Raw genomic sequence first — 23,770 nt, forward strand, 5'->3', positions numbered from 1 at the left:
TCTTAGCCTGCTGTCCCTGTCTCATCCTTTGATGAATTGTTTGTATTGCTAGACGATTTTTTCGAAGAGGATTTCTTGGAGGACTTTTTACTCGATTTACTATTTTGTTGCTTGTCTTGTTGACCTTGAGGGCCTCCATTTTGTGGTGGTTGGCCATTCATGTCTCCTTGTCCTGGTCCACCGTTTTGGCCATCTTGCGGTGGCATACCGCCTGGTCCTCCACCAAATCCATCTTGTCCTTGACCACCTTGCGAGCCCCCTCCTTGAGGTGGTTGACCGTTCATTTCTCCTTGCCCTGGACCACCATTTTGGCCATCAAAACCTTGTGAGTTAGAAGGTCCATTTTGATCGTTCCCATGGCTATTTTGTCCTTGATGGTTTTGGGCAGGCTGGTTACTATTTTGTGTAGCTACTGCTGCTTGTTGGCGTTGGGGAGTCGTATTGGCTGTCGCCAACATTCCCAAGCCAAATCCACCAGTCATTCCTACGACAAGTCCTCCTGTTGCTGCGGCAGTTGCCCACCACTTAGGACTTTTCTTAACGACAATCATTTTTTCAGTTCTTTCTTGCTTTTGTTCATTCGAAGCTTGCATTCTTTCCATTCCTTAAATTATTTAAACAAGGCCTTTGTTTAGATAGGGATAGTTTACCGATTCTTCCTTAATCGTGACTAAATTTTTTCTTAAACTTTCCTAAAATGAGGATGGAGACAATTGTCACAGCTGAATAGAGGACTTGACAGGCTTGCATTCTTTTTTGTAGAATAGTTACCATAAAAATAAAGCGAGGTTTACTGTTTTGAAAAAAATAGAATCAATGACATTAATTGCTCTTGGAGCAGCTCTGATTGCTGCCCTATCTCCTTTTACAATCCCACTTGGACCCATTCCTATCACGCTTCAGACTTTAGCGATTGGATTGATCGCCAGCATCTACCGTCCAAAAGAAGCCACCCTTTCTGTTCTCATTTACCTCCTCTTAGGTGCCATTGGCCTCCCCGTCTTTGCAGGTGGTCACGGAGGCATCAGCTCCTTCTACGGTCCCACTGCTGGATTCCTTTTCTTCTTTCCCCTTCGTGCTTTGGTTACCTCTAGCCTCGCTGGCCAAAAGGGACAGCCCATTCGTATCTTCCTAGCTAACGCCTTGGGGGAAGTCGTCCTCTTTATTGGGGGTGCCTTAGGTTTTATGCTCATTACCCACCAGAGTTTGGATCTCACCGTAAAACTGGTCGTCCTACCTTTTGTATTACCAGATTTGATTAAGATCACGTTGACAACGGTTTTCGCAGTTATTCTCTATCGCAATCTCAAACATCTCCCATATTTCAAAAAAGCAAAATAAAAACTCTTAGAGAGGCCTACAAACCTGTAGGTTCCTCTCTAGGAGCTTTTTTTTCTTTATTTAGTTGCTAGAAGGGCTGTTTCAACCGCTGCTTTCTCCCGCTCGATAAGATCGATACGAGCCGCGATCTCTTTAATTCCCATCTTGATATTACGGCTGATCGCCATATCATCCAATTGAGGCTCAAAGAAGGCCTTGTATTCATTCAACCGTTCACGGGTCTTGAAACAGTTAGCTGGGTAGATGACAAACTTATCAAAGCTCATATCACCTCCGAGTGCTTTCTTGATCCAATCCCAGTTTTCACGCGCCCAAGTCCAGGTTCTTCCTTGGGTAAAGTCATGGTGCAAGAAATTGAAGTACCAGCTCATAGCCAAGTCCTGAGGTTTCACCACATCCTTGTTCTTCCACTCTTTCAATAGTGCTTCCAAAGTTTCCTCATCCTTGGTATAAGAAAGGGCAGCCGCCAACTGGCGTTTAAAGTTTCCATCAACTGTCTTCACATAGGTATCCAGATATTGTTGGCTAAGCGCCTTGGTTTCCTGGTGTTTGATTTGGTTGACTAAGATTTGCAAGCGAATGGCAGCTGGAAGTTTTTCCAAATCAGCTGCGTGCGCTTCAAAGATAGCGCTCGCTTGTGCTTGTGCAGCTTCATCATTGGCCTTGATCATATTAGCAATCATTAGCTGACGAACTTTTTCGTCTTCTTCTGATTCACCAGGCTTAGCTTCCAGTCCCAAGCGTTCGAAGTTGTAACGGTTCATCCGTTTCAACAACTCATGGAAGGCTACTTCTGTTTCAGTTCCTTCATCCACAAAGAGACTGATTCCGCTCAAGACGCTCGATACAGCAGAAACAACCAGGAAGGAAGTTTCTTCTGTCAAATGTTCAATCACTGGCAAGAGGCTTGCATAAGAAATTTGACCACTTTCCGCTAAGAGACGGCGTTCTTGAACCACTTGTAGTTTCGAAGTACTATCCAAGCTAGCAAGGTCAGCAAGAATGTCTTCCAACAATTCCCCACGGTAGTCACTGATATAGTGAGCTGTATTTTCTGTATTGAAGCGAAGAGCTCCACTGTTAGCTGCTTTCAAGGCACTGTAGTTTGGAATCTCTAAGACTTCTGTATCCAAGGTATCTGGAATACCTGTCCAGTTGCTATTTAAAGGAACAACCCACTTGCGACATTTTTCTTCTCTTTCTCCGATAAAGAACTGCTCTTGACGGATGATCAAGGTATCGTTCTCTACAACAGCTGAGACAACAGGGTATCCTGGTTGCTCCAACCAAGAATCCATAAAGGCTGCGACATCACGACCTGAAGCTTGCCCAAGAGCATCCCAAAGGTCACGACCGATGGTATTTCCGTATTGGTGTTTTTCAAAGTAAATCTTCAACCCTTTACGGAAGGCGTCATCGCCTAACCAACGGCGAAGCATGTGCATGAGACGGCTACCCTTAGCGTAAACGATGGCTGGGTCAAAGAGGGTGTTAATCTCGTCTGGGTGTTTCACTTCCACATGGACGGATTGAACGCCATCTGTAGCATCGCGTTTCAAGGCAGCAGGCACACCAGTTGTTTGGAAGTCTTCAAAGATATTCCAGCTTGGTTCGATAGCATCCAAGCTGACATATTCCATCATGTTGGCAAAGCTTTCATTCAACCAGAGATCATCCCACCATTTCATGGTCACGAGGTTTCCGAACCATTGGTGAGCCAACTCGTGAGCCACCACTAAGGCTACTGTTTGACGGCTTTGGGCAGTCGAATTCTCATCAACAAGAAGGTAGACTTCACGGTAGGTTACCAAGCCCCAGTTTTCCATCGCTCCTGAAGAAAAGTCTGGAAGGGCGATATGAAGAGATTGAGGGATTGGATACTTCACGCCATAGTAGTCTTCATAAAATTCAATAGCACGAACGGCAATATCCAATGAGAAGTCCAAGTTTTCTAATGGGTGAGCTTTGGTAGAGTAAACACCGACTAGGGTTCCATTCTTGGTCTTAGCTGTCACCCCTTGGAGGTCTCCAGCCGCAAAGGCCAAGAGATAAGACGACATACGTGGAGTTGTGTCAAACTTCCAAATACCTGTTTCTTTGCGGTTTTCCACATCGATTTCAGGCATGTTAGAAAGAACGATTTCTCCCTCTTCTTGGTCAAATTTCACAGCCAAATCAAAGGTCGCTTTGGCTTCTGGCTCATCCACACTTGGGAAGGCTTCACGTGCAAAGTGGCTCTCAAACTGAGTAGAGATCACTTCCTTCTTTACACCATCTACTGTGTAGTAAGAAGGATAAATTCCTGTCATATTATCGGTAATCTTCCCTGCATAAGTGAGGGTAAGGTTTACTTTTCCAGTAGCAGGAACTTCGATAAAGACAGCCTCTTCCTCATCATTGACTGTAAAGGCACAGTCCTGCCCGTCTACTTCTACTGTTTCGATGGTCAAATCCTTTTGGTGAAGAGAGATGCGAGTCTCTTTTGCTTCTCCGCTAATGATCACTTTCCCTGAGAAAGTTTTACTAGAGCGGTTCAAATCTAAGAATAGATCGTAGTGCTCAGGTACAAATGTATCAATAAAATGTGCAACTGCTTGCATGAGTAACTCCTTCTTCATTTTTTCTCATCTTCTATTCTAACATAAATCATACTAACTGTAAGGTAAGAGGGGGCAAAACCAGACCTACAAAAAGACAAAAGTCTGAGATCATGACCTCAGACTTTCTTTTCTTATAATTCCACAATCTTTCCAGTTTCGAAGTAGACAACCCACTCACAGATATTTTTAGCGTAATCACCAATACGCTCCAAGTAGTTGATGACTTGGAAGTAATCACGTCCAGTGATAATCAAGTCAGGATTATGCTTGATTTCTTCCGTTGCCAACTCTTGAATACGATCATAATACTCATTAATCTTTTCATCGCGAGTCGCTACTTCATAGGCCGTTTCAACATCCCCTTTTAAGTAGAGCTCCAAGGTTGCTTCAACAAAGTCTTTGACTTCTCGACCCATTTTGCTAATTTCTTCTTCTACAACCTTACTACGAAGTTCTCCCTTCATACGGATGGTTGCACGGGCGATAGATACCGCATGGTCTCCCATACGCTCAACGTCAGATACAGCTTTTAAGACTGTCATCACCATCCGAAGGTCCTGAGAAACCGGTTGTTGAAGGGCAATCATCTCAAAGGATTTGCGCTCCAACTTCACTTCATACTCATTAATCTCCGCATCATCTTCGATCACCTGACGTGCCAGATCACGGTCATGAGTGACAAAAGCTCGAACCGTGCGGTTGATCTGGGTCAAGACTTCATTTCCCATGGCATAAAACTGGTTATGAAGCTTTTCTAAATCTTCTTCAAATTGTACACGTAACATTTACTTTCCCTTTCTTATCCAAACTTCCCTGATACATAATCTTCTGTTTCCTTACGAGCAGGGTTCAAGAAGATTTTTGAGGTGTCATCATACTCGATGAGGTCCCCATCCAAGAAAAAGGCCGTCCTATCCGAGATCCGACTGGCTTGTTGCATAGACCGCGTCACCAAGAGCATGGTGTAACGATCCTTCAAACCATAAAGTGTTTCTTCAATCTTTCCAGCAGAAATCGGGTCCAAAGCTGAGGTTGGCTCATCCAAGAGGATAATCTTTGGACTGGTTGCCAATACACGCGCCACACAAACCCGTTGTTGCTGCCCCCCTGAAAGCCCAATCGCTGAATCATGGAGACGATCCTTGACCTCATCCCAAATAGAAGCATTTTTCAAAGAGGTTTCGACTGCTTCATCCAAGACTTGCTTGTCCTTGACCCCATTGATCATGAGTCCGTAAGTGACATTGTCATAGATAGACATAGGGAAGGGGTTGGGCTGTTGAAAGACCATCCCGATTTCCTTACGAAGCTCCACCGTATCCGTCCGTGGACTATAGATATTGTGACCATTGTAGAGGACGGTTCCGGTCGTCGTCACCTCATGGTTCAAATCTCCCATCCGGTTGATGGCTTTGAGCAAGGTAGACTTCCCAGATCCAGAAGGACCGATTAAAGCCGTGATTTCTTTAGGGGTGAAATCCAGTGACACACTATTCAGTGCCTTTTTCTTATTGTAATAAACCGACAAGTCCTTGACTTGCAAAATTGGTTCTGTCATGTTTTCATCCTTATGTTATTTCAATGTTGCCAATTCCTATCCAAAGTGACCAGACACATAATCGTTGGTCGATTGCAGTTTTGCATTTTGGAAGATATTGGCTGTTTTATCATACTCGATCAAATCGCCTAGATAGAAGAATCCTGTATAATCGCTGGCCCGAGCTGCCTGTTGCATGCTGTGGGTCACGATGATAATAGTATAGTCCTTCTTCAACTCTAGCATGGTTTCTTCCAACTGAGCAGTCGCGATAGGGTCCAAGGCTGAAGCTGGCTCATCCATGAGCAAAATCTCTGGTTTAACGGAGATTGCACGGGCAATACAAAGGCGTTGCTGTTGACCACCAGAGAGGGTCAATGCGGACTTGTGCAAGTCATCCTTGACCTGATCCCAGAGGGCTGCTTGCTTCAAAGATTTTTCGACGATTTCGTCCAAGACCTTCTTGTCTTTGACACCTGCCCGCTCGTGGGGGAAGGTGATATTGCGGTAGATAGACTTGGCAAAGGGATTTGGTCGTTGAAAGACCATTCCGATATGCTTTCTCATTTCATAGACATTGATATCTGGACGGTTAACGTCAATCCCTTCGTACCAGATCTCCCCAGTCACACGCGCAATATCAATGGTATCGTTCATCCGGTTCAAACTTCTGAGATAGGTGGATTTCCCAGATCCAGAAGGACCGATCAAAGCTGTAATTTTATTCTTCTCAAATTGCATATCCACGCCTTTGATGGATTCATTTGAACCATAGTAAACATGTAAGTCTTTGGTCGAAAGGACCACTTTTTCTTCAGGAAAAGTAATGATATGTTTCTCATCCCAATTGTACTTTGACATTTCTTCTCCTTTTATGCTGAGGTTAATTTCTTATGGAGGTAAGTACCGAGCTTACGCGCTCCGAAGTTGAAAATCAAAATGAAGATCAACAAAACTGCAGCCGATCCAGCAGATACTTCAATCGCATCTGGAATGGTTCCTTCACTATTGACCTTCCAAATGTGGACCGCTAGGGTTTCTGCTTGACGGAAAATAGAGATCGGACTGGTGACACTAAAGAGGTTCCAGTTGCTCCAATCCAAGGCTGGGGCAGACTGACCAGCAGTATAAATCAAGGCCGCTGCTTCCCCAAAGATCCGCCCAGAAGCTAGTACGACACCCGTAATAATACTTGGCAAGGCTTCAGGTACCACCACGTGAATCACAGTTTCCCAACGAGAAATTCCAAGCGCAAGGCCGGCTTCCCTTTGTGTATGGTGGACATTTTGCAAACTATCTTCAATGTTTCGTGTCATCTGTGGCAGGTTAAAGACCGTCAAGGCCAAGGCTCCAGAAATAATCGAGAAACCATATTGGAACTGCACTACAAAGACCAAATAACCAAAGAGACCAACTACGACCGATGGGAGAGAAGACAAGATCTCAATACAGGTCCGAACCAAATTGGTCAATGGGCCCTTCTTGGCATACTCTGACAAGTAGATCCCTGCCCCTAATGAAAGTGGGAAGGAAATAATCAAGGTAATGACTAAGAGGAAGAAGGAATTATAGAGCTGAATCCCAATCCCTCCACCTGCTTGGTAAGAAGAGGATTTGCTGGTCAAGAAGGTCCAAGACACATGCGGCAACCCTCTAACCAGGATATAGAGAATCAAAGAAGCAAGAATAGTGACAATAATTCCAGCAATTGCATAGAGAACCCCTGTCGCTATCTTATCTATTTTTTTAGCGTGCATAGTTCTTCTTACCTCTTTCTTTCGTGATCAATTTGATAACGCTGTTGAATGCCAAACTCATCAGCAAGAGCACCAAGGCAAGTGACCAGAGAACGTTGTTGTTAACAGTTCCCATAACCGTATTTCCGATACCCATGGTCAAAATAGAGGTCAAGGTGGAAGCTGGAGTTGTTAAAGAATTTGGAACAACCGCTGAGTTTCCGACCACCATCTGAATAGCCAAGGCTTCACCGAAGGCACGGGCCATTCCAAAGACAACTGCTGTAAAAATACCTGAGCGAGCCGCCTTTAAGGTGACATGCCAAATCGTTTGCCAACGAGTCGCTCCCATAGCCATACTCGCTTCCCGATAGTGACGAGGCACTGCCCGTAAGCTGTCTGTTGTCATAAAGGTCACAGTTGGAAGAATCATGACAAAGAGGACAAAGACCCCTGACAAGATCCCAAATCCTGTCCCACCAAAGATGGAACGGACAAATGGAACCACCACTTGCAAACCAATAAATCCATATACAACAGAAGGAATCCCTACCAACAATTCAATGGCTGGTTGTAAGAGACGAGCTCCCTTAGGAGAAACTTCTGTCATAAAGACTGCCGCACCAATGGCAAAAGGTGTCGCCACCAAGGCAGACAAAAGGGTTACAATGAAGGAACCCAAGATCATTGGCAAAGCCCCAAATTCTTTCCCTGATGGATTCCATGTGGATCCGAAAAGGAAACTAAAGACATTGACCTTGTTGACAAAGAAGGTCGATAATCCCTTTTGGGCTACAAAAATCAAAATCAAAGCTACGACAAAGACGATTAAACTCATACAGCAGAAAGTAATGGTTTTACCAAATTTTTCCAACCGAGAATTATTGGACTTTGCGAGCATTTTTTTTGCTACTTCATTCATGTTTTACCTAATTCTTCTTATTTCTTCGTAATGTTACCGTCAAGATCACGGCTGACTTTCATATCATTGATTGGGATATAGCCCATCTTACCAACGATTTCCTGCTGGACTTCATCAGTCATCATGTAATCCAAGAATTTCTTAGCCAATTTACTTGGCTCCCCCTTGGTATACATATGTTCGTAAGACCAGATTGGCCAGTTATTGTTCACCACGTTTTCCTTAGTTGGTTCATAGCCATTTAACTTCATAGTTTTAACACTATCATCCACGTAGGTAAAGGCCAAATAAGAAATGGCACCTGGAGTCTGGGAAACAATGTTTTTCACCATTCCATTGGAATCTTGTTCCTGAGCCTGTTTTGGGTCTTTCCCATTCATGATGATATCATCAAACACAGCACGGCTACCAGATCCTACAGCCCGGTTCACAATGGTAATTTCCAGGTCCTCACCACCCAATTGCTTCCAGTTGGTATATTCACCAGTAAAAATCTTACGCAATTGTTCGGTTGTCAAATCGTCTACAGAAATATTCTTATTGGCAATAATAGCTGTTCCTGCTACTGCCACTTGATGGTCTACCAAGCTAGAAGCATCGATGCCATCTTTTTCCTCCGCAAAGAGGTCACTATTTCCAATGTCGACAGCTCCTGATTGGACCTGAGAAAGACCTGTACCAGATCCACCCCCTTGGACATTGACAATCTTACCGGGATGTTCTTCAATATAACGATCTACCACCCCTTCAACGAGCGGTTGTAGAGCTGTCGATCCAACAGCTGTAATCGCTTCTCCACGGTCAATCCAAGATGCACAGGCAGATAGAGAAACTGCAAGTGCTACTGTTGCTAGCCCAAGGACTAGCTTTTTGCATTTATTCAATGTAAGTCTCCTTGAATCATAATCAAATATCGTTTAAATTTTATCTCTAAACACTTGGTCATCTTCTAGTATTCTAGCAAGAATCACTCTATTTCCACTATAACATAGAAAGACCGCATTTCCTAATAATTTATCTAAATCTCAGGCCTTTTGGAAAGAAATTTTTCAAGGTACGGCCCGTTACTTTAGCAAAGCCTAAACCATTGCCTCCAGCTAAGACTTGATACCATCCATTGGTATAGTCCCGCTCCAGTTGAATGGTCTCCCCAGCTACGTACTTGATGAAGTCTTGATCTGATAAGCTGACCGCTTTCTTCACTTGCTCTGGCTTCAGAGCTAGGCCTAAGGCAAAGCTAGGTTCAAAGCGATTTTTCTTGAAGGTTCCAAGGTGCAAGCCATTGCGAGCAATCTTGACCTTTTTCAAATCAGGAAGTCCAACCGGCAATAGATAAAGCTGATCTCCAAAACATTGGTAGAGGCCCTCCAAGTCCATGGCCAAGCAGTCCTTGGCAAAAGCTTGCCACAACTTTTTCTGCTCAGCCGTTAGATTGGAACGGCCTTCCTTGATCTTCTTGACTTCAGGCTCTCCCTGATAATGGAATTTAGCAACAAATTGCCCTTCCCCTTTGAAACGATGAGGGTACATCCGAGCTGTTTCAGGATGGCCGATCCCTTCTACCATGCCATTGATTTTTTCAATCGGTAGCAATTCCAGCTCGTATTCGTCTAAGAGCCAAGAGACAATTTCTTCGTTTTCTTCTGGTGCCCAGGTACAAGTCGAATAAACCAGCTGCCCCCCTGGTGCAAGCATCTTGAGGGCATCTGTTAAGATTTCTCTCTGGAGACCAGCACATTGGGCTGGATAATCAGGATGCCAATAGTCCATAGCATCTGGCTGCTTTCGAAACATTCCTTCACCAGAGCATGGTGCGTCCAAAACAATCAAATCAAAATAGGCTGGGAAAACCTTAGCCAAGCGATTGGCTGATTCATTGGTCACCACGACATTACGGGCTCCAAAGCGTTCGACATTCTCGACCAGAATCTTGGAGCGCCCCTTGTGGATTTCATTGGAAACAAGGAGTCCTTGATTGTCTAAATAAGAGAGCAAGTGGGTTGTCTTGCCACCCGGTGCTGCCGCAAGATCCAAGACCTTCATACCTGGTTTTGGATGGGCTACTTGGGCTACCATTTGGGCAGCCGGTTCTTGCGAATAGACCAGTCCAGTGACATGGGCAACGGATTTACCCGACACCTTGCCATAGTAACTCCAAGGCATGCCTGGAATAGGGTCATCTCCACTGATTTGCTCCGCCTTTAATGGATTAGTCCGATAGGCAGATACGGCCGGCTCGTCAAAGGTTTGAAAGAAGGCCTCAGCCTCCTCTCCAAGTAGTTGATCATATTTTTCTTTAAATCCTTGAGGAAAGGTCATGCGTGTGTTCCTTTCTTCAAAAAGGGTTGAATCTCATCTAATTTACAAGTTGGCACCATCATGATGGGCTCCAAGGTCTCATAGTTGGGTTCTTTTCCTTCTAGAGTCAAAACAGAGTAACCTAGGCACTCGCCCATGATGGCTGCTGCTGCATAGTCCCATGGCCAGATATAGCTGAAGTAGCCTAAAATACCACCGGATAAAATCTTGGTAAAGCTGATACCAGCACTCCCATAAACCCGAATTCCTAAGCATTCTGCCCCCAGATCCGCCATGCCCCAAGCGTTGGACTTGAGCATACCAACATTGGAAGCCACTAATAAATCACTAAGGGGACGATTTTGAAAGGGTTGCAGTTCTTGCTCATTACAAAAGACTCCAAAATCCTTTCCACCAAAAAAGAGATGATCCCGCATGACATCATAAATCAAGCCAAACTGGCCAATCCCTTCTTCAAAATAAGCAACCATAACAGCAAAGTCTTCTTTTTGGGTCACAAAATTATTGGTCCCATCAATGGGATCAATCACCCAGACCTTACCGGAACAAATAGGTGCACGAAGGTCATCCTCTTCGGCAAAAATGTGGTCTTCTGGATAGGCTTCTAAAATCTTGCCAACCAGGGTTGCTTGCACTTCTTGGTCCATTTGAGTCACCAAATCCGTCGGATTTGTTTTGACTGTGATTGCTAGCTGGTCATGCAGGTGTTCTCTAAGATAGCTTCCTGCTTCTTTGACAATGGTCTTAGCAAATTCTAATTTATTGATCAATCGAAAACCATCCTTCCCCTTTTTCTTTCGCAACTTTGGTTGCACGATAAAGTGAGTAGCCGCTGACCTCTTCAAATTCTTTGCCCAGACGCTTTTCTTCGCCAATACTTGGGACAACTTTCTTAAAGGCCTTATAGGCTTCTAGGTAGATGCGGGCATCTGCCTTTTGTTCGTAGGCTTGTTCAACCTGATTAAAAAAAGAAAGCACCGAAGCAAGCTCTTCAGTGCTCCACGATAAATCGAGTGGGTAACTATAATTCTTATTCATATTAATGGATCTCCGCTCTTAATGTAGCAGATCTTAACTCTTCCTTACGATATCCTCGAGGGAGAAATGCACGGATTTCATCCTCATTAAAACCAATTTGCATCCGTTTCTTATCTAGAATAATTGGGCGACGCAAAAGACTAGGATTTTCCTCAATCAACTTGATCAAAGCAGAAATCGATAAATCCTCTACATCAACATTTAGCTTCTGAAAAATTTTAGAACGAGTTGAAATAATATCGTCTGTACCGTTCTCAGTTAGAGCTAAAATATTACGCAACTCCTCAGTTGTTAAAGGACTCGTCATAATATTGTGTTCCTTAAAAGGAACCTCATGTTTTTCTAACCAAGCCCGGGCCTTTCGACAGGATGTACAACTCGGAGACAAAAATAATGTAATCATGTTCTTCTCTTCTTTTTTTGGACACACTTAGCTGACTCTATTATACAAAATTATTCCGCGCTTGCATAGTGATTTTTTAATTTAGACAAAGAAAATTCTCCCCTTAAGGGAGAATTTCTAACAAAAATTATCTGGTCCATTGACGAGCCAGGATCTCGTCCTGATGCAGTTGCTCGACGAGGGCTTCTACACTGTCAAATTTGACCATTTCTCGAATCTTGTCTAACCAAAAAATCCGAATCGTATGTCCATAAATATCTTTTGAAAAATCAAAGATATTGGCTTCAAAGCGAAGTTCCGTCCCATCAAAGGTCGAGTTTTTCCCTACAGAGGCCATCCCCCGGTGACGTTTCCCTAGCACTTCTACTTCGACGACATAAACACCATCTTGAGGAAGATGGGTGCGATCGATAGGCGCCAGATTGGCTGTTGGAAAACCAATGGTGCGACCCCGTGCATCCCCATGGACTACAATGCCACGACTGGATAAGGGATAACCTAAAAGATCAGCTGCTTCTTTGACCTGGCCAGATGCAATGGCCTGCCGAATACGAGTTGAGCTAATTTTTTCGTCCTGGTCTAGGACAGGTGGAACGACGATGACTTGACCCTTAAAATAGGTTCCCAAATCACTAGCTACTTTCTTGTCGCTACCAAAGCTATAATCAAAACCTGCCACTAAGACACGCGCCCGAAGTGCAGTTAGGTAGGCCGCAACGAATTCTTGGGCCGTATGAGCCGCAAAATCACTGGTAAAATCGATAAGATATAGATCATCGACTCCAAGTTCTTCCATCCGTTTAAAGCGTTCCTCTGGGTTTTGGAGATGGAGGAGTAGTTCTGGTTGGTAACGGGCAAAAGCTAGCTTTGGAGATTCTGGAAAGGTCAAGACAGCTACTCGAAGTCCTTGCTCATCGGCAATGGTGCGAGCTGTCCGAAAGAGCTCCTGGTGCCCTCGATGGAGACCGTCAAAATAGCCCAAGACAAGAACGGTATCTGCTTGAGCTTTTATTTCTTTTTCACTAGTTACATAACAAATGTTCATAAATTTATTGTAACACACTTTCTGTCAGAAAAACCTTGCGAGGTTTGTAAAGTTCTTCCCTTTTCTCCAAAATGGCTACCAATTTCCCTTGGTAAAAAGCAGCCAACTCCCTGGCTTCGCTCTCAACTGGAATAAAGCGTCCCACTTGGACTTCGCCGACCTCTTCTACTGTCAGCTCTACTTTTTCCAGATCTCCGGTGCCAATCTCAAGTGGGTGAAGGAAGCTCAAATCTCCTTGCCCCACTTTTTCAGCCACTTCTTCTAAGGTCAGGGCATCATCCAGTGACAAACCGGCAGCACTGGTTCGTGTTAAGTGGGACATGTGAGCCGCATAGCCCAGTTTTTGACCAAGGTCCACCGACAAGGTCCGGATATAGGTTCCCTTGCTGCATTTAACTCGGAAACGAAAACGGGCTAGACTTTCTTCATAGCTAATCTCACTGGTGCGCGTGAATTCATAAATCGTCACCTGTCGGACAGGACGTTCCACTTCTTCTCCTGCCCGCGCATATTCATAGAGCTTACGCCCATTGACCTTGACCGCTGAATACATAGGCGGCACCTGCTCCATCTCTCCCACCATCTGGGCAATCATACGGTCCACCTCTGTTGCATCTAAAGGTGCTTCCACTGGGGTTCGCTCTAGGACATCCCCGCTGGCATCCTCCGTTGTGGTAGAAAATCCCAAAGTGATTTCGCCCTCATAGACCTTGCCTTCATCTTGCATAAATTCGACCATCCGGGTCGCCTTGCCAACTGCAATCGGAAGTACTCCCACCACATCAGGATCCAGCGTTCCCCCATGGCCAATCTTCTTGGTACCTAAGATTTTTCTCAGTTTAAAAACCGCATCATGGGAGGTCATTCCTGCTTCTTTTTTTAAGTTGATAATTCCGTCCATCTGATTTGCTCTTTCTAACTCATGTGTGACCATCCGGGCCACCGACCCTTTATTATACCATGAAACGAGACTTCTTGTCCCTGTTTCCCCCTTCCTGATGAGCTTCCAAAAAATCCCGTAGCAGATTTCAGACTTTTTAAAATGGGTTTGATACAATAGAAAGCGAAAGAAGGTGTAACATATGTTAATGTATGATGTTATTGTGATTGGATTTGGTAAAGCTGGTAAAACTCTTGCAGCGAAATTATCAAGCCAAGGAAAAAAAGTCGCTCTGATTGAAAAGAGCAAGTCTATGTATGGTGGTACTTGTATCAATATCGCTTGTATTCCAACTAAGACCTTGATCGTCGCAGCGGAAAAAGGCTTGGATTTTGAACAAGCTATGAGTGAAAAAAATGCGGTCACTACTCGTCTCAACGGCAAGAACTACGCAACGATTGCTGGAACGGGTGTAGACATTATCGATGCGACAGCCCGCTTTGTGTCCAACAAGGTCATCGAAATTCAAGTTGGAGATGAAAAGGAAGAATTGACAGCTGAAACCATTATTATCAATACTGGTGCTGTGCCAACTATCCTTCCAATCCCAGGATTGGCTGAAAGTAAATTTGCAGTGGATTCAACCGGTATTCAACGTTTGGAAAACCTACCAAAACGCCTGGGCGTCCTTGGTGGTGGACCAATCGGATTGGAATTCGCCCACCTCTACAATACCTTGGGTAGCCAAGTAACAGTATTGGATGCTTCTGAAGCATTCTTGCCACGGATCGAGCCAAGCATCGCAGCTCTTGCAAAAGGCTACCTGGAAGAAGATGGTATTCAATTCTTGCAAGGCGTTCATACCCAAGAAATCAAAGATGGCCAAAACAGCTTAACCGTTGTAACGGATAAGGGAGACTTCGAGTTCGATATCCTTCTCTACGCAACAGGACGGAAGCCAAACACAGTTGGACTTGGTCTTGAAAACACAGATATCCAAGTCACTGATCGTGGGGCAATCCAAGTCAACCGTCATTTGGAAACCAGCGTCCCTGGTGTCTTTGCAGTTGGGGATGTCAATGGTGGTCCTCAATTCACTTACATGTCACTCGATGACTTCCGCATTGTCTTCAACTACCTCACAGGCGATGGTAGCTATAATCTAGAAACACGCGGAAACTATGCGACGACACTCTTTCTTGCTCCTCCACTGGCCCAAGTTGGCTTGACTGAGCAAGAAGCACGTGACAAAGGACTTCCAGTTGCTGTCAAAGAATTGCCAGTTGCTGCCATGCCACGTGGCCATGTCAATGCAGACCTTCGAGGTGCCTTCAAAGCTGTGGTCAATCCAGAAACCAAAGAAATCCTTGGAGCAACGCTCTTTGGAGAAGCCGCAGGTGAACTCATCAATCTGATCACTATGGCCATGGACAATAAGATCCCTTATACTTACATCGCAAAACAAATCTTTACCCACCCAACCATGGCAGAAAACCTAAACGATCTCTTTGCGATTTAAATCTCATAAAAAACGCTGGAAAAATTTTTCCAGCGTTTTTTAATGTAAAAATCCACAGATAGCCTCTTGAAATACTTTATTTTCTTCATACAGAGCATGACCTGAATGCTTAAGAATAAGGAGCTGACAACCCAAAATCGCTTTTGCCAGTTCCTTGGATCCCTTCACACCGATCACATCATCTTCGAGGGCACCAAGGATCAGGGTCGGACATTGAATTTCTTTTAAGACCCCAAGGCTATCGTGAGTGAGGCAAGACTGAGACTGAATGGAAATTCGTTTCTCATCTTTGATTCGCCCCAATCGACCCATGATATTATAAAGCAACCGCCACTTTTGATAGCTCTTTTGCGTGTAGGAGTGCTGTGCAATATCCAGCATGAGATGCTTAAAATTTCCAGATTGACTGAGTTTTTGCCAATGCTCAATTCGTTCTCTAGCAAGTTGACTAGGCTTCGCTGTTGTCACAGCTAGGATGAGCCTTTGAACCCTTTCTGGAAAATCTACAGCTAACCATTGAGCAATCATTCCACCTTGTGAAATCCCCATAACATAAGCGGCGTCTAGGTTTAGTGTCTCCATTGCTTCTGCTACATCTGCTGCCATATCCCGTGTCGTATAGCCCTGCCTCAACTCATTGATTCGAGAAAAAACATAGATTTTATAGCGCTTAGCAAGTAGACGATAAGAGAGGGAAAAGAGCTGGGCCTTTCCTTTAACCGTCTGTAGTCCATCACCCAATCCTGGTATGATAACGAGAGGTTTCTTTCCTTTACCAAAGGTCACATAGTCCATGGTTTTCCCATTCATGGACAAGGTAGCGTTCTTAGCTGAATACAAAGATTATTCCCCCTTCAAGGCATCAAACTTAGCCTTCATGGTTGGATTTTTGCGGGTCAATTTTTTGACTGATACATCATCCAGCTTATTATTGGCAAGTCGGAGTTGATTTTCGGATGTGGTCAAGAATTTCTTGACTTCTTCCATCCGCTTGATGGCTTTGTCGATTTCATCGATGGCCTTACCGAAGTTGACCGAAGCTGAATTGTAGTTCTTAGCAAAGGCAACCTTGAAGGCGTCTAGGTCTTCTTCAAAGTGGGTAATGTCAATATTTTGCTCACGGATAAGTGCTAGTTCTTGCTTGTATTTAAGGGAGTTAAGAGCCGCATTACGCAAGAGCCCAATCAGTTGGATAAAGAACTGAGGACGAACGACGTACATCTTCTCATACTCGTGGCTAACATCGACAATCCCTGTGTTGAAGTAGTCATTATCGGCTTCTAACATCGAAACTAATACAGCATACTCACAGTTCTTTTCTCGACGATCCTTGTCCAACTCCTTGTAAAAATCGGCATTCTTATGCTTCTTTTCAGTCCCGTCAGCTTCATTTTTCATCTCAAACATGATGGAAATGAATTCTAGCCCATTTTCATCAAAATCACGGAAGATAAAGTCCCCTTTAGACCCACGAGCAGAAACCTTGTTGTCCTTTTCGAAATAAGCGTTTGGAAAGGCAAAGCTACGGACCTTGTTAAACTCACTTTCCGCATACTGCTCCAGACTTTCCCCAATGGCCTTGGTTGATTGTTGGGCCTTGAAGTTCTTGTAGAACTCAACCTGCTCATTGGCCGCTTTAAGCTGGGCCTCATAGTTTTGTTTAACCGAAGTCAGAGAAAGCTCGTTTTCTTTTTCTTGTAGAAGGAGCTGATTTTTGACCTGGTCTCTTTCTTTCTCTAGATTAGACAGTGTCTTTTGCAGTTGGTTTTCATGCTCCAAGCGCAAGGTGGCCAACTGATTCTCAAGTTGTTGAACTTCTTTTTCTTTCTCTAGCAGACTTTGGCTAGCGGTTTGCTCTACTTCCTTTTTCGCCAATTCTTTTTCAGTATCAAACTGTTGAATCTGGTTTTGTAACTGGGCAATTTCTTGATCCTTTTTGGCTAACTTCTCTTGCTGCTCATTAAGGGCCTTTTGCTCAGCTAAAGCCAACTCTTGCCGAATCCGCTCATGAATTTCCTTGTCAAACTCAGCTGTCCGAACCTGTGACAAGAGCTCGCTGTATTGACTTTCATTAACTGTAAAAACTTCCCCACAGTTGGGGCACTTGATTTCGTTCATAGCCTGCCTCTTTCTCTATTCTTAGTATATTATATCATGCCACCTGTAAAATCAAAACCAGCAAACGAGCCTTGCTCCTACTATTTCCCTAGTTTATGACAGTGAATAAAGTAAATGAGAGGATTTGAGAAAACAGAACGATGACCATTAAAACTTCCCACCGTGAGAAAAGAGGCTGGGACAAAAGTCCTAGCCTCACAATTGTCTTTGGATTGTCGAGCATGACGCAGTGGTTGAGTGGGCTCTACTACGCTGATTTTATCAGCTTTTACAGCCCTACTCAACTGTGCGGAGGTGGGACGACGAAATCGAATTCTAACGAATTACCGATTTCTGTCCCACTCTCTCGGTAGATTTGAGACGGAGGGCTCAAATCTAAGGTATGGAATCCTAAAGGGAGTCGCTACCGTCCGTCCTCATCTAAGGGAAGTTTTATAAAAGGCAAAACCAGCAAGCTAGGCTTACTGGTTTCAGTTTATTTCTTCTCAATCGGAGCGACACTGGCCAAGAGTTTCTTGAGCCCCACTTCTGGGAAGTTGATCTTGAGTTCTTGGGTACTACCACTACCAGATACTTCAAGCACGGTTCCTTCGCCCCACTTCTTGTGAATGGCAATATCACCAATGGCCCAAGCGACACTTTCTTTGGTGCTAGAACGGTTGCTATTGCCAAAGGGGAGGCTTGATGACGTGAGGGCACTTGGAGCTGCTTGTCTCTTGCGCTCTTGAAGGGCTTGTGACAGGCTCATTCCTTTTCCAAAGGTTGTTCCGCCTCCATTGCTATAAGAAGCCTTAAAGCTAGTGTTGGCTGGACGGGCCAAGCCCTGGTAGGTCAATAAATCCGAGCTAATTTCATTGATGAAACGCGTCGGGCGGTTGTAGCTGGTCCGTCCAAAGAGCAAACGAGAGTTGGCATTGGTCAAGAAGAGAACCTTCTCTGCCCGCGTGATTCCTACATATGCTAGGCGACGCTCTTCTTCCAATTCATCCGGATCCTCAGCTGCTCGACTAAGAGGAAAGACATTTTCTTCCATCCCAATCAAGAAGACGACTGGAAACTCCAATCCTTTAGCCGCGTGAAGGGTCATCAAGGTGACTTCTGAGGTCTCTTGAGCTCCATCATCTGTATCGGCAATCAAAGCCAAATCGTTCAAGAAGCGACTCAGGGTCTCCACACCTGATTCGTCTTCGACGGTCTCTCCGTTTTCATCAAAATTCTTGGTAACAGATAGGAACTCTTGGATATTCTCGATGCGGGCCTGACTTTCCAAATTTCCCTGATTGGTTAGGGCTGTCATATAGCCTGTCTTGTCAAGGACTTCTTCGACCAATTCTGTAATGGTCAGCTGGTCCAATCTTTCTCTCAAATCAAGAATGAGATTGGCAAAGTCCCAGATGGCTTGGGCAGCCTTTCCTTTGATGCCTGAGAGCATGATATTAGCCGAAGCATCTAGAAGTGAGGACTCTTGCATTTGAGCAAAGTCACGAATCTTATCCACTGTACCTGGCCCGATTCCCCGCTTGGGTTCATTGATAATGCGCTCAAAACTGATATTGTCACTAAGGTTGGCAATCAAGTTTAGATAAGCAATGATATCCCGAATTTCCTTCCGGCTGTAGAACTTGGTGCCCCCTACCATGGTGTAGGGAATGTTAGACTTGAGCAGCGCTTCTTCAATGGTCCGGGACTGAGCATTGGTCCGGTAGAGAACGGCAAAATCACGGTGTTTGTAGCCAGCTTCGCGACTGAGCTCTTCAATCGTTTTAGCAACAAAGACCGCTTCATCCTGCTCGTCATTAGCCCGGTAGTAGACAATCTCTTCCCCGTCAGCATTTTGGGTCCAAAGATTCTTAGGACGACGATTTTTATTGTTTTTAATGACATCATTGGCTGCTTGCAGGATGGTTTTAGTCGAGCGGTAATTCTCTTCTAGGAGGACGACCTTGGCATCAGGATAATCCTTCTCAAAGTCCAGGATATTCTGCATATCTGCTCCCCGCCAGCCATAAATAGACTGGTCCGCATCCCCAACGACACAGATATTTTTAAAACGTGAAGCCAAGAGTTTGACCAATTGGTATTGGGCATGGTTTGTATCTTGATACTCGTCTACGTGGATGTATTGAAACTTCTGCTGGTAATAGGTCAGCACATCTGGATGCTGATCAAAAAGACGCAGTGTCAGCATGATCAAATCATCAAAGTCCACTGCTTCTGACTGACGGAGTTCCTTTTGGTAAGCCTCATAACACTTGGCGACGATCTGGGTATACATATCCCCCGCTTGGGCGACGTAGGCCACTTCATCGATCAGGTCATTTTTGGCATTGGAAATAGTCCCCAAGATGGTCCGTTCATTCCATTTTTTAGGATCCAAGTTCAAGGACTTCAAAATCCGCTTCATCAAGGTCCGTTGCTCACCCGGGTCGACAATGGTGAAGTTGCGGTTGTAGCCAATGTGATCCGCATCACGACGGAGGATGCGCACACACATAGAGTGGAAGGTGGCAATCAAGCAATCTTGGGTGGCTGGATTCAACTGATAAGCCCGCTCCTTCATTTCCCGAGCGGCTTTATTGGTAAAGGTAATGGCCAAAATATTCCAAGGATTGACCATTTTTTCATCGATCAAGTAAGCGATGCGGTGGGTCAAGACACGTGTCTTACCAGAACCAGCCCCCGCCATGATCAAGAGGGGACCTTCTGTCGTTTGGACCGCCTCTGCTTGGCGATCATTCATACCATTCAATAAAGGATTCATCTCATACTCCTCATTCATTCAATCGTTCTATTATACCACATTTTCGCCCTTTCTCCTTTTGGAAACAGTTGGCATCATTTGAATTTTGTACTCAAAAAAGCTATAATAAAGCCTTAAGAAGAACGAATTTTCCCTCTTCAACAACCGCTTATGAGGAAATCTACAGAAGTCTGGAGGAGTTATCAGTGAATCAATCACAAAGTAATTTAAAACTTGCCGAACGTGGAGCCCTGATCAGTATTGTAGCCTACCTGATCCTTTCCGCTGCCAAATTAGCAACAGGCCACCTCCTTCACTCCTCTAGTTTGGTTGCCGATGGTTTTAATAACTTATCAGATATTATCAGCAATGTCGCCCTTCTCATTGGCATTCGCATGGCCCGCCAGCCAGCTGACCGCGACCACCGATTCGGTCATTGGAAGATTGAAGATCTAGCTAGTCTGGTGACTTCCATCATCATGTTTTATGTGGGCTTTGATGTCTTACGAGATACGGTTCAAAAAATCCTCAGCAGGGAAACATCTGTCATTGATCCTTTAGGGGCCATTGTCGGAGTTGGGTCAGCCCTAGTCATGTTTGCAGTCTATCTGTATAACCGCACCTTAGCTAAGAAAGCCCAATCCAAGGCCCTCAATGCTGCCGCTAAAGACAACCTGTCTGACGTAGTCACTTCTTTAGGAACCTCTGTTGCGATTGGAGCTAGTGCTCTTAACTATCCGATTGTGGACCAATTAGTGGCCATCGTTATTACCTTCTTTATTCTAAAAACAGCCTACGATATTTTCATTGAATCCTCCTTCAGCCTCTCAGATGGATTTGATGAAAGTCTTCTTGATAAATACAAGGCGGCTATTCTAGAATTACCAAAGGTAAGCCGGGTCAAATCACAAAGGGGACGGACCTACGGAAGCAATATCTACCTAGATGTCGTCATCGAAATGAATCCAGACCTTTCTGTTTATGAGAGCCATGCCATTACCGAAGAGGTCGAGCGCCTTCTCAAGGAAAAATTTGGAGTCTTTGACATCGATGTCCATGTGGAACCAAGTTCTATCCCAGAAGATGAAATTTTGGACAATGTCCTTCTCAAACTAAAAACCTACGAAGAACGCTTGCAAGCTCAGCAAGAATATTCAACCCTCCTAGCAGACAACTTCACCCTCATCGATGAGTTTGGCCAAGAAAGCCACAAGGAGGACCTGGTCCGTTTGCAGGAAGAGAATCAGATTCCCTTTAAGAATTTCGAGATCGAATCCATCAGTCAAAAGACTAAGCTGATTCGCTATGAATTAAATAACCAGATCCATACCAGTCTCTGGCGTCGCCATGAACATTGGCAAAAGGTCTTTCATCAAATTACCAGTAAAAAGGAAAACTAGGGCCCTCTAACTGGGAGAAACAAAGATAAAAAGCTACTGCAGTTCACATATTTGTACTGACCCCAAAAAGTTAGACAATTAATTTATCCAAAGGATTTAGTTCTGTATTGCACAGGACTGAGTCCTTTTAGTTTTATCTTAATTCGTTTGTTGTTGTAATAATCAATATAGTCTACAATAGCTTGCTCCAATTGCTCAAGTGAGTGAAAGGTCTTCTCATAACCATAAAACATCTCAGACTTAAGAATGCCAAAGAAGGATTCCATCATGCCATTATCTGGACTGTTTCCTTTACGTGACATGGACGGTTGGATTCCTTTACCCTCTAAAAAATGATGATAATACTGATGTTGATACTGCCATCCTTGATCACTATGGAGAATAGTATTTGTGTAATGATCCTCACTGAAGGCCTGGTTTAACATAGCTTCCACTTGTTCTAAGTTTGGTGAAGTTGAAAGATTATAGGCGATAATTTCGCTATTAAAGCCATCTAAAACTGGTGATAAATAGAGTTTTTGACTGCTTGCTGGAATGGCAAATTCTGTCACATCTGTATAACACTTTTCCATTGGTTTGGTTGCTTCAAATTGGCGTTGAATAAGATTATCTGCTTTCTTACCAATCTCTCCTTGGTAAGAAGAATACTTCCGTTTACGACGAATTCGAGCACTTAAACCAAGGACCTTCATCAGGCGTTGGACTCTTTTGTGATTGACCATATAACCACGATTTCTCAATTCAAGAGTCATTCGGCGATAGCCATAATTTCCTCTGTGCTCAGTAAAAATAGATTGAATTTCAGCTTTAAGATCTTTATCTTTGTCAAGCTTATCCAGTTGCTTCAACTGATAGTAGTAAGTTGAGCGAGGTAAACGAGCCGCTTCAAGAAGTAAATCTAGTCGAAATCCTCCTGAAGCCATTTCTCTAATTGTCTCTGCCTTTCTCGTTGTAAGGCTTCGTCCCTGTCTTCTAGCTCTTTTAACTTTTTTAAGTAAGCCACCTCGGTACGTAAGCGTTCATTCTCTTCTTTGAGTCGCTCTAGTTCTGTCATTTCTTCCCAAGTTTTCTTACGTTTACGTCCCATTTTAGGTACTCTCCCTCTTGTTTTTTCAACAATAGTATACCCGTTTTTCTTGTATTGTGCCATCCAATTTGGAAGCATACCACGATTTGGGAGAGCATATTCGAGAGAAACTCTATCTTGAGACCAGTTTTCATGTAGAACTTTATCAATCATTTCTTGTTTTAATTCAGGAGAGTAGTAACGATTTTTTCCTTTTTTGACGAACTCTATTCCGTAACAATCAATCAATTTAATCATGTACCTAAGATTAGAATTGTTTATCCCAAATTTATTTGAAAGCTGCTCTAAGCTATATCCTTGTTTTCTAAGTTCATAGATCTGAACTTTATCTTTATAAGTCAATTTCATAATAAAAACACCCCAAAAGTTAGATTTTTTCTGTCTAACTTTTGGGGTGCAGTTCAATTCTGCAGTAGCTTTTTTGTAAGAAAAAATAGTCCTTCTGGACTATTCTTCGATTTTAATAAAGCCGAATTTATTTAAAGGATACAAGCGGAAATCAACTACCCCTTCAATCTGACTAGCTTTAATATAACCAAATTCACGGCTATCTTTTGTATTGTTGCGATCATCGTTTAGGACTAAATAACTATTACTTGGTACTTTCCCTGCCTTGGTTCCTTTAAGTTCTCTAGAGAAAAAATCATTTGTAAAATAATCGCCACTTGGGGCCGCCAAATGTTTGGTCTTCATTTTATCCAAATACGGCTCTGCTGTAGCTAAACCATTCAAATAAAAGACATCATCCACATAGCTGACCTCATCGCTCTCTATCGCAATGACACGTCCAAGATATTGTTTCTCTTTTACATGGTAGAGGACCAAATCTGTCCGATCAATTTTTCCCTTCTTAGTCGCTAATACTAAATCATCTTTCTTAACGGAGGCATTGGCCATTTGATCAGATACCCACAATGGTTGAAAAACAAATAGGCGCAAAGTAATGAGTACCAAGCCCAATATTCCAATGATGATAATATTCCGAATCAAATCCCTTTTTGACATTCCTATCCCCCCTTTCAGTTCCTTCCATTATACCATTTTATTAGACAATAAAAAAGGCCCACATTCCTAAATCGTCAGAA

The 23,770-nt window shown here is 43.8% G+C and carries 22 protein-coding genes; 3 read left to right on the forward strand and 19 right to left on the reverse strand.

Annotated features, from left to right (window positions below):
• Positions 1 to 2: 2 nt before the first annotated feature.
• On the reverse strand, positions 3 to 593 hold the full coding sequence (locus ACOXXR_RS05950; protein ID WP_023022846.1) for a hypothetical protein: 591 nt from the start codon (positions 591 to 593) through the stop codon (positions 3 to 5).
• A 205-nt stretch (positions 594 to 798) separates the two neighbouring features.
• Here ACOXXR_RS05950 and ACOXXR_RS05955 point away from each other — a divergent pair, with 205 nt between their 5' ends.
• Positions 799 to 1,341, forward strand: coding sequence for a biotin transporter BioY (locus ACOXXR_RS05955; RefSeq protein WP_042361035.1), 543 nt, complete (start codon positions 799 to 801; stop codon positions 1,339 to 1,341).
• Positions 1,342 to 1,397: 56 nt separating this feature from the next.
• Here ACOXXR_RS05955 and ACOXXR_RS05960 read toward each other — a convergent pair whose 3' ends face one another.
• The 13 genes from ACOXXR_RS05960 to truB all read right to left on the reverse strand — a co-directional run bounded on the left by ACOXXR_RS05960 (position 1,398) and on the right by truB (position 13,842).
• Positions 1,398 to 3,941 carry a M1 family metallopeptidase gene (locus tag ACOXXR_RS05960; protein WP_445278274.1) on the reverse strand — a complete coding sequence of 848 codons (2,544 nt, stop codon included), beginning with the start codon at positions 3,939 to 3,941 and terminating at the stop codon, positions 1,398 to 1,400.
• A 131-nt stretch (positions 3,942 to 4,072) separates the two neighbouring features.
• Positions 4,073 to 4,726 (reverse strand): phosphate signaling complex protein PhoU, encoded by a 654-nt coding sequence (gene phoU, locus ACOXXR_RS05965; protein ID WP_006596567.1) that lies wholly within the window; start codon positions 4,724 to 4,726, stop codon positions 4,073 to 4,075.
• 14 nt (positions 4,727 to 4,740) lie between these two features.
• The gene (pstB, locus tag ACOXXR_RS05970) at positions 4,741 to 5,499 is read right to left on the reverse strand and encodes a phosphate ABC transporter ATP-binding protein PstB (RefSeq protein ID WP_006597331.1); all 759 of its coding nucleotides are present in this window, start codon (positions 5,497 to 5,499) and stop codon (positions 4,741 to 4,743) included.
• A gap of 36 nt (positions 5,500 to 5,535) precedes the next feature.
• The gene (gene pstB / locus ACOXXR_RS05975; protein ID WP_048689960.1) at positions 5,536 to 6,339 is read right to left on the reverse strand and encodes a phosphate ABC transporter ATP-binding protein PstB; all 804 of its coding nucleotides are present in this window, start codon (positions 6,337 to 6,339) and stop codon (positions 5,536 to 5,538) included.
• Between the two features lie 11 nt (positions 6,340 to 6,350).
• Positions 6,351 to 7,235: a phosphate ABC transporter permease PstA gene (gene pstA, locus ACOXXR_RS05980; RefSeq protein WP_006596570.1), complete on the reverse strand. Its 885-nt coding sequence runs from the start codon at positions 7,233 to 7,235 to the stop codon at positions 6,351 to 6,353.
• Positions 7,225 to 8,136, reverse strand: coding sequence for a phosphate ABC transporter permease subunit PstC (pstC, locus tag ACOXXR_RS05985; protein WP_048717261.1), 912 nt, complete (start codon positions 8,134 to 8,136; stop codon positions 7,225 to 7,227). Before pstC ends, pstA begins: the two co-directional genes overlap by 11 nt.
• Positions 8,137 to 8,153: 17 nt before the next feature.
• Positions 8,154 to 9,020: a phosphate ABC transporter substrate-binding protein PstS family protein gene (locus ACOXXR_RS05990; protein ID WP_048717260.1), complete on the reverse strand. Its 867-nt coding sequence runs from the start codon at positions 9,018 to 9,020 to the stop codon at positions 8,154 to 8,156.
• A 130-nt stretch (positions 9,021 to 9,150) separates the two neighbouring features.
• Complete coding sequence (locus tag ACOXXR_RS05995) at positions 9,151 to 10,455, reverse strand: RsmF rRNA methyltransferase first C-terminal domain-containing protein (RefSeq protein WP_445278275.1); 1,305 nt, start codon at positions 10,453 to 10,455, stop codon at positions 9,151 to 9,153.
• On the reverse strand, positions 10,452 to 11,225 hold the full coding sequence (locus ACOXXR_RS06000; protein ID WP_048717256.1) for an inositol monophosphatase family protein: 774 nt from the start codon (positions 11,223 to 11,225) through the stop codon (positions 10,452 to 10,454). The genes ACOXXR_RS05995 and ACOXXR_RS06000 overlap by 4 nt, the downstream gene beginning before the upstream one ends.
• A complete protein-coding gene (locus tag ACOXXR_RS06005) occupies positions 11,215 to 11,493 on the reverse strand; it encodes a UPF0223 family protein (protein ID WP_023026658.1) in 279 nt (92 codons plus the stop codon). The genes ACOXXR_RS06000 and ACOXXR_RS06005 overlap by 11 nt, the downstream gene beginning before the upstream one ends.
• Position 11,494: 1 nt before the next feature.
• Positions 11,495 to 11,896, reverse strand: coding sequence for a Spx/MgsR family RNA polymerase-binding regulatory protein (locus ACOXXR_RS06010; protein WP_040803090.1), 402 nt, complete (start codon positions 11,894 to 11,896; stop codon positions 11,495 to 11,497).
• A gap of 127 nt (positions 11,897 to 12,023) precedes the next feature.
• On the reverse strand, positions 12,024 to 12,941 hold the full coding sequence (locus tag ACOXXR_RS06015; protein ID WP_048717254.1) for a bifunctional riboflavin kinase/FAD synthetase: 918 nt from the start codon (positions 12,939 to 12,941) through the stop codon (positions 12,024 to 12,026).
• A gap of 4 nt (positions 12,942 to 12,945) precedes the next feature.
• Positions 12,946 to 13,842: a tRNA pseudouridine(55) synthase TruB gene (truB, locus tag ACOXXR_RS06020; RefSeq protein WP_343094096.1), complete on the reverse strand. Its 897-nt coding sequence runs from the start codon at positions 13,840 to 13,842 to the stop codon at positions 12,946 to 12,948.
• Positions 13,843 to 14,023: 181 nt separating this feature from the next.
• Between truB and ACOXXR_RS06025 the strand changes: the two genes are divergently transcribed.
• A complete protein-coding gene (locus tag ACOXXR_RS06025) occupies positions 14,024 to 15,340 on the forward strand; it encodes an FAD-containing oxidoreductase (protein ID WP_445278276.1) in 1,317 nt (438 codons plus the stop codon).
• Positions 15,341 to 15,379: 39 nt separating this feature from the next.
• On the opposite strand, the gene ACOXXR_RS06030 is transcribed toward ACOXXR_RS06025, so the two are convergent.
• The 3 genes from ACOXXR_RS06030 to pcrA all read right to left on the reverse strand — a co-directional run bounded on the left by ACOXXR_RS06030 (position 15,380) and on the right by pcrA (position 20,219).
• A complete protein-coding gene (locus ACOXXR_RS06030) occupies positions 15,380 to 16,180 on the reverse strand; it encodes an alpha/beta fold hydrolase (protein WP_445278277.1) in 801 nt (266 codons plus the stop codon).
• A gap of 3 nt (positions 16,181 to 16,183) precedes the next feature.
• On the reverse strand, positions 16,184 to 17,458 hold the full coding sequence (locus tag ACOXXR_RS06035; RefSeq protein WP_126404048.1) for a DUF2130 domain-containing protein: 1,275 nt from the start codon (positions 17,456 to 17,458) through the stop codon (positions 16,184 to 16,186).
• A gap of 475 nt (positions 17,459 to 17,933) precedes the next feature.
• Positions 17,934 to 20,219, reverse strand: a complete 2,286-nt coding sequence (gene pcrA, locus ACOXXR_RS06040; RefSeq protein WP_195214049.1) for a DNA helicase PcrA — start codon at positions 20,217 to 20,219, stop codon at positions 17,934 to 17,936.
• Positions 20,220 to 20,404: 185 nt separating this feature from the next.
• Here pcrA and ACOXXR_RS06045 point away from each other — a divergent pair, with 185 nt between their 5' ends.
• A complete protein-coding gene (locus ACOXXR_RS06045) occupies positions 20,405 to 21,598 on the forward strand; it encodes a cation diffusion facilitator family transporter (RefSeq protein WP_123159319.1) in 1,194 nt (397 codons plus the stop codon).
• 83 nt (positions 21,599 to 21,681) lie between these two features.
• Here ACOXXR_RS06045 and ACOXXR_RS06050 read toward each other — a convergent pair.
• Together ACOXXR_RS06050 and lepB are read right to left on the reverse strand one after the other, a co-directional pair.
• Positions 21,682 to 23,033, reverse strand: a protein-coding gene (locus tag ACOXXR_RS06050; RefSeq protein ID WP_270616305.1) for an IS3 family transposase whose coding sequence is annotated in 2 segments (ribosomal slippage) — positions 21,682 to 22,592 and positions 22,592 to 23,033 — 1,353 coding nt in all. Because the reading frame shifts where the segments join, the coding sequence is not laid out codon by codon here.
• Positions 23,034 to 23,132: 99 nt separating this feature from the next.
• The gene (lepB, locus tag ACOXXR_RS06055) at positions 23,133 to 23,690 is read right to left on the reverse strand and encodes a signal peptidase I (protein WP_123159320.1); all 558 of its coding nucleotides are present in this window, start codon (positions 23,688 to 23,690) and stop codon (positions 23,133 to 23,135) included.
• Positions 23,691 to 23,770: the final 80 nt, after the last annotated feature.

This window comes from Streptococcus sp. KHUD_013 (genome assembly GCF_052588545.1).

Bases quoted from the DNA above. Each gene is read 5' to 3' on its own strand.
- ACOXXR_RS05950 (WP_023022846.1), bottom strand. From the start codon at position 593: ATGCAAGCTTCGAATGAACAAAAGCAAGAAAGAACTGAAAAAATGATT.
- ACOXXR_RS05960 (WP_445278274.1), bottom strand. From the start codon at position 3,941: ATGCAAGCAGTTGCACATTTTATTGATACATTTGTACCTGAGCACTAC.
- phoU (WP_006596567.1), bottom strand. From the start codon at position 4,726: ATGTTACGTGTACAATTTGAAGAAGATTTAGAAAAGCTTCATAACCAG.
- pstB (WP_006597331.1), bottom strand. From the start codon at position 5,499: ATGACAGAACCAATTTTGCAAGTCAAGGACTTGTCGGTTTATTACAAT.
- pstB (WP_048689960.1), bottom strand. From the start codon at position 6,339: ATGTCAAAGTACAATTGGGATGAGAAACATATCATTACTTTTCCTGAA.
- pstA (WP_006596570.1), bottom strand. From the start codon at position 7,235: ATGCACGCTAAAAAAATAGATAAGATAGCGACAGGGGTTCTCTATGCA.
- pstC (WP_048717261.1), bottom strand. From the start codon at position 8,136: ATGAATGAAGTAGCAAAAAAAATGCTCGCAAAGTCCAATAATTCTCGG.
- ACOXXR_RS05995 (WP_445278275.1), bottom strand. From the start codon at position 10,455: ATGACCTTTCCTCAAGGATTTAAAGAAAAATATGATCAACTACTTGGA.
- ACOXXR_RS06005 (WP_023026658.1), bottom strand. From the start codon at position 11,493: ATGAATAAGAATTATAGTTACCCACTCGATTTATCGTGGAGCACTGAA.
- ACOXXR_RS06010 (WP_040803090.1), bottom strand. From the start codon at position 11,896: ATGATTACATTATTTTTGTCTCCGAGTTGTACATCCTGTCGAAAGGCC.
- ACOXXR_RS06015 (WP_048717254.1), bottom strand. From the start codon at position 12,941: ATGAACATTTGTTATGTAACTAGTGAAAAAGAAATAAAAGCTCAAGCA.
- truB (WP_343094096.1), bottom strand. From the start codon at position 13,842: ATGGACGGAATTATCAACTTAAAAAAAGAAGCAGGAATGACCTCCCAT.
- ACOXXR_RS06025 (WP_445278276.1), top strand. From the start codon at position 14,024: ATGTTAATGTATGATGTTATTGTGATTGGATTTGGTAAAGCTGGTAAA.
- ACOXXR_RS06035 (WP_126404048.1), bottom strand. From the start codon at position 17,458: ATGAACGAAATCAAGTGCCCCAACTGTGGGGAAGTTTTTACAGTTAAT.
- pcrA (WP_195214049.1), bottom strand. From the start codon at position 20,219: ATGAATCCTTTATTGAATGGTATGAATGATCGCCAAGCAGAGGCGGTC.
- lepB (WP_123159320.1), bottom strand. From the start codon at position 23,690: ATGTCAAAAAGGGATTTGATTCGGAATATTATCATCATTGGAATATTG.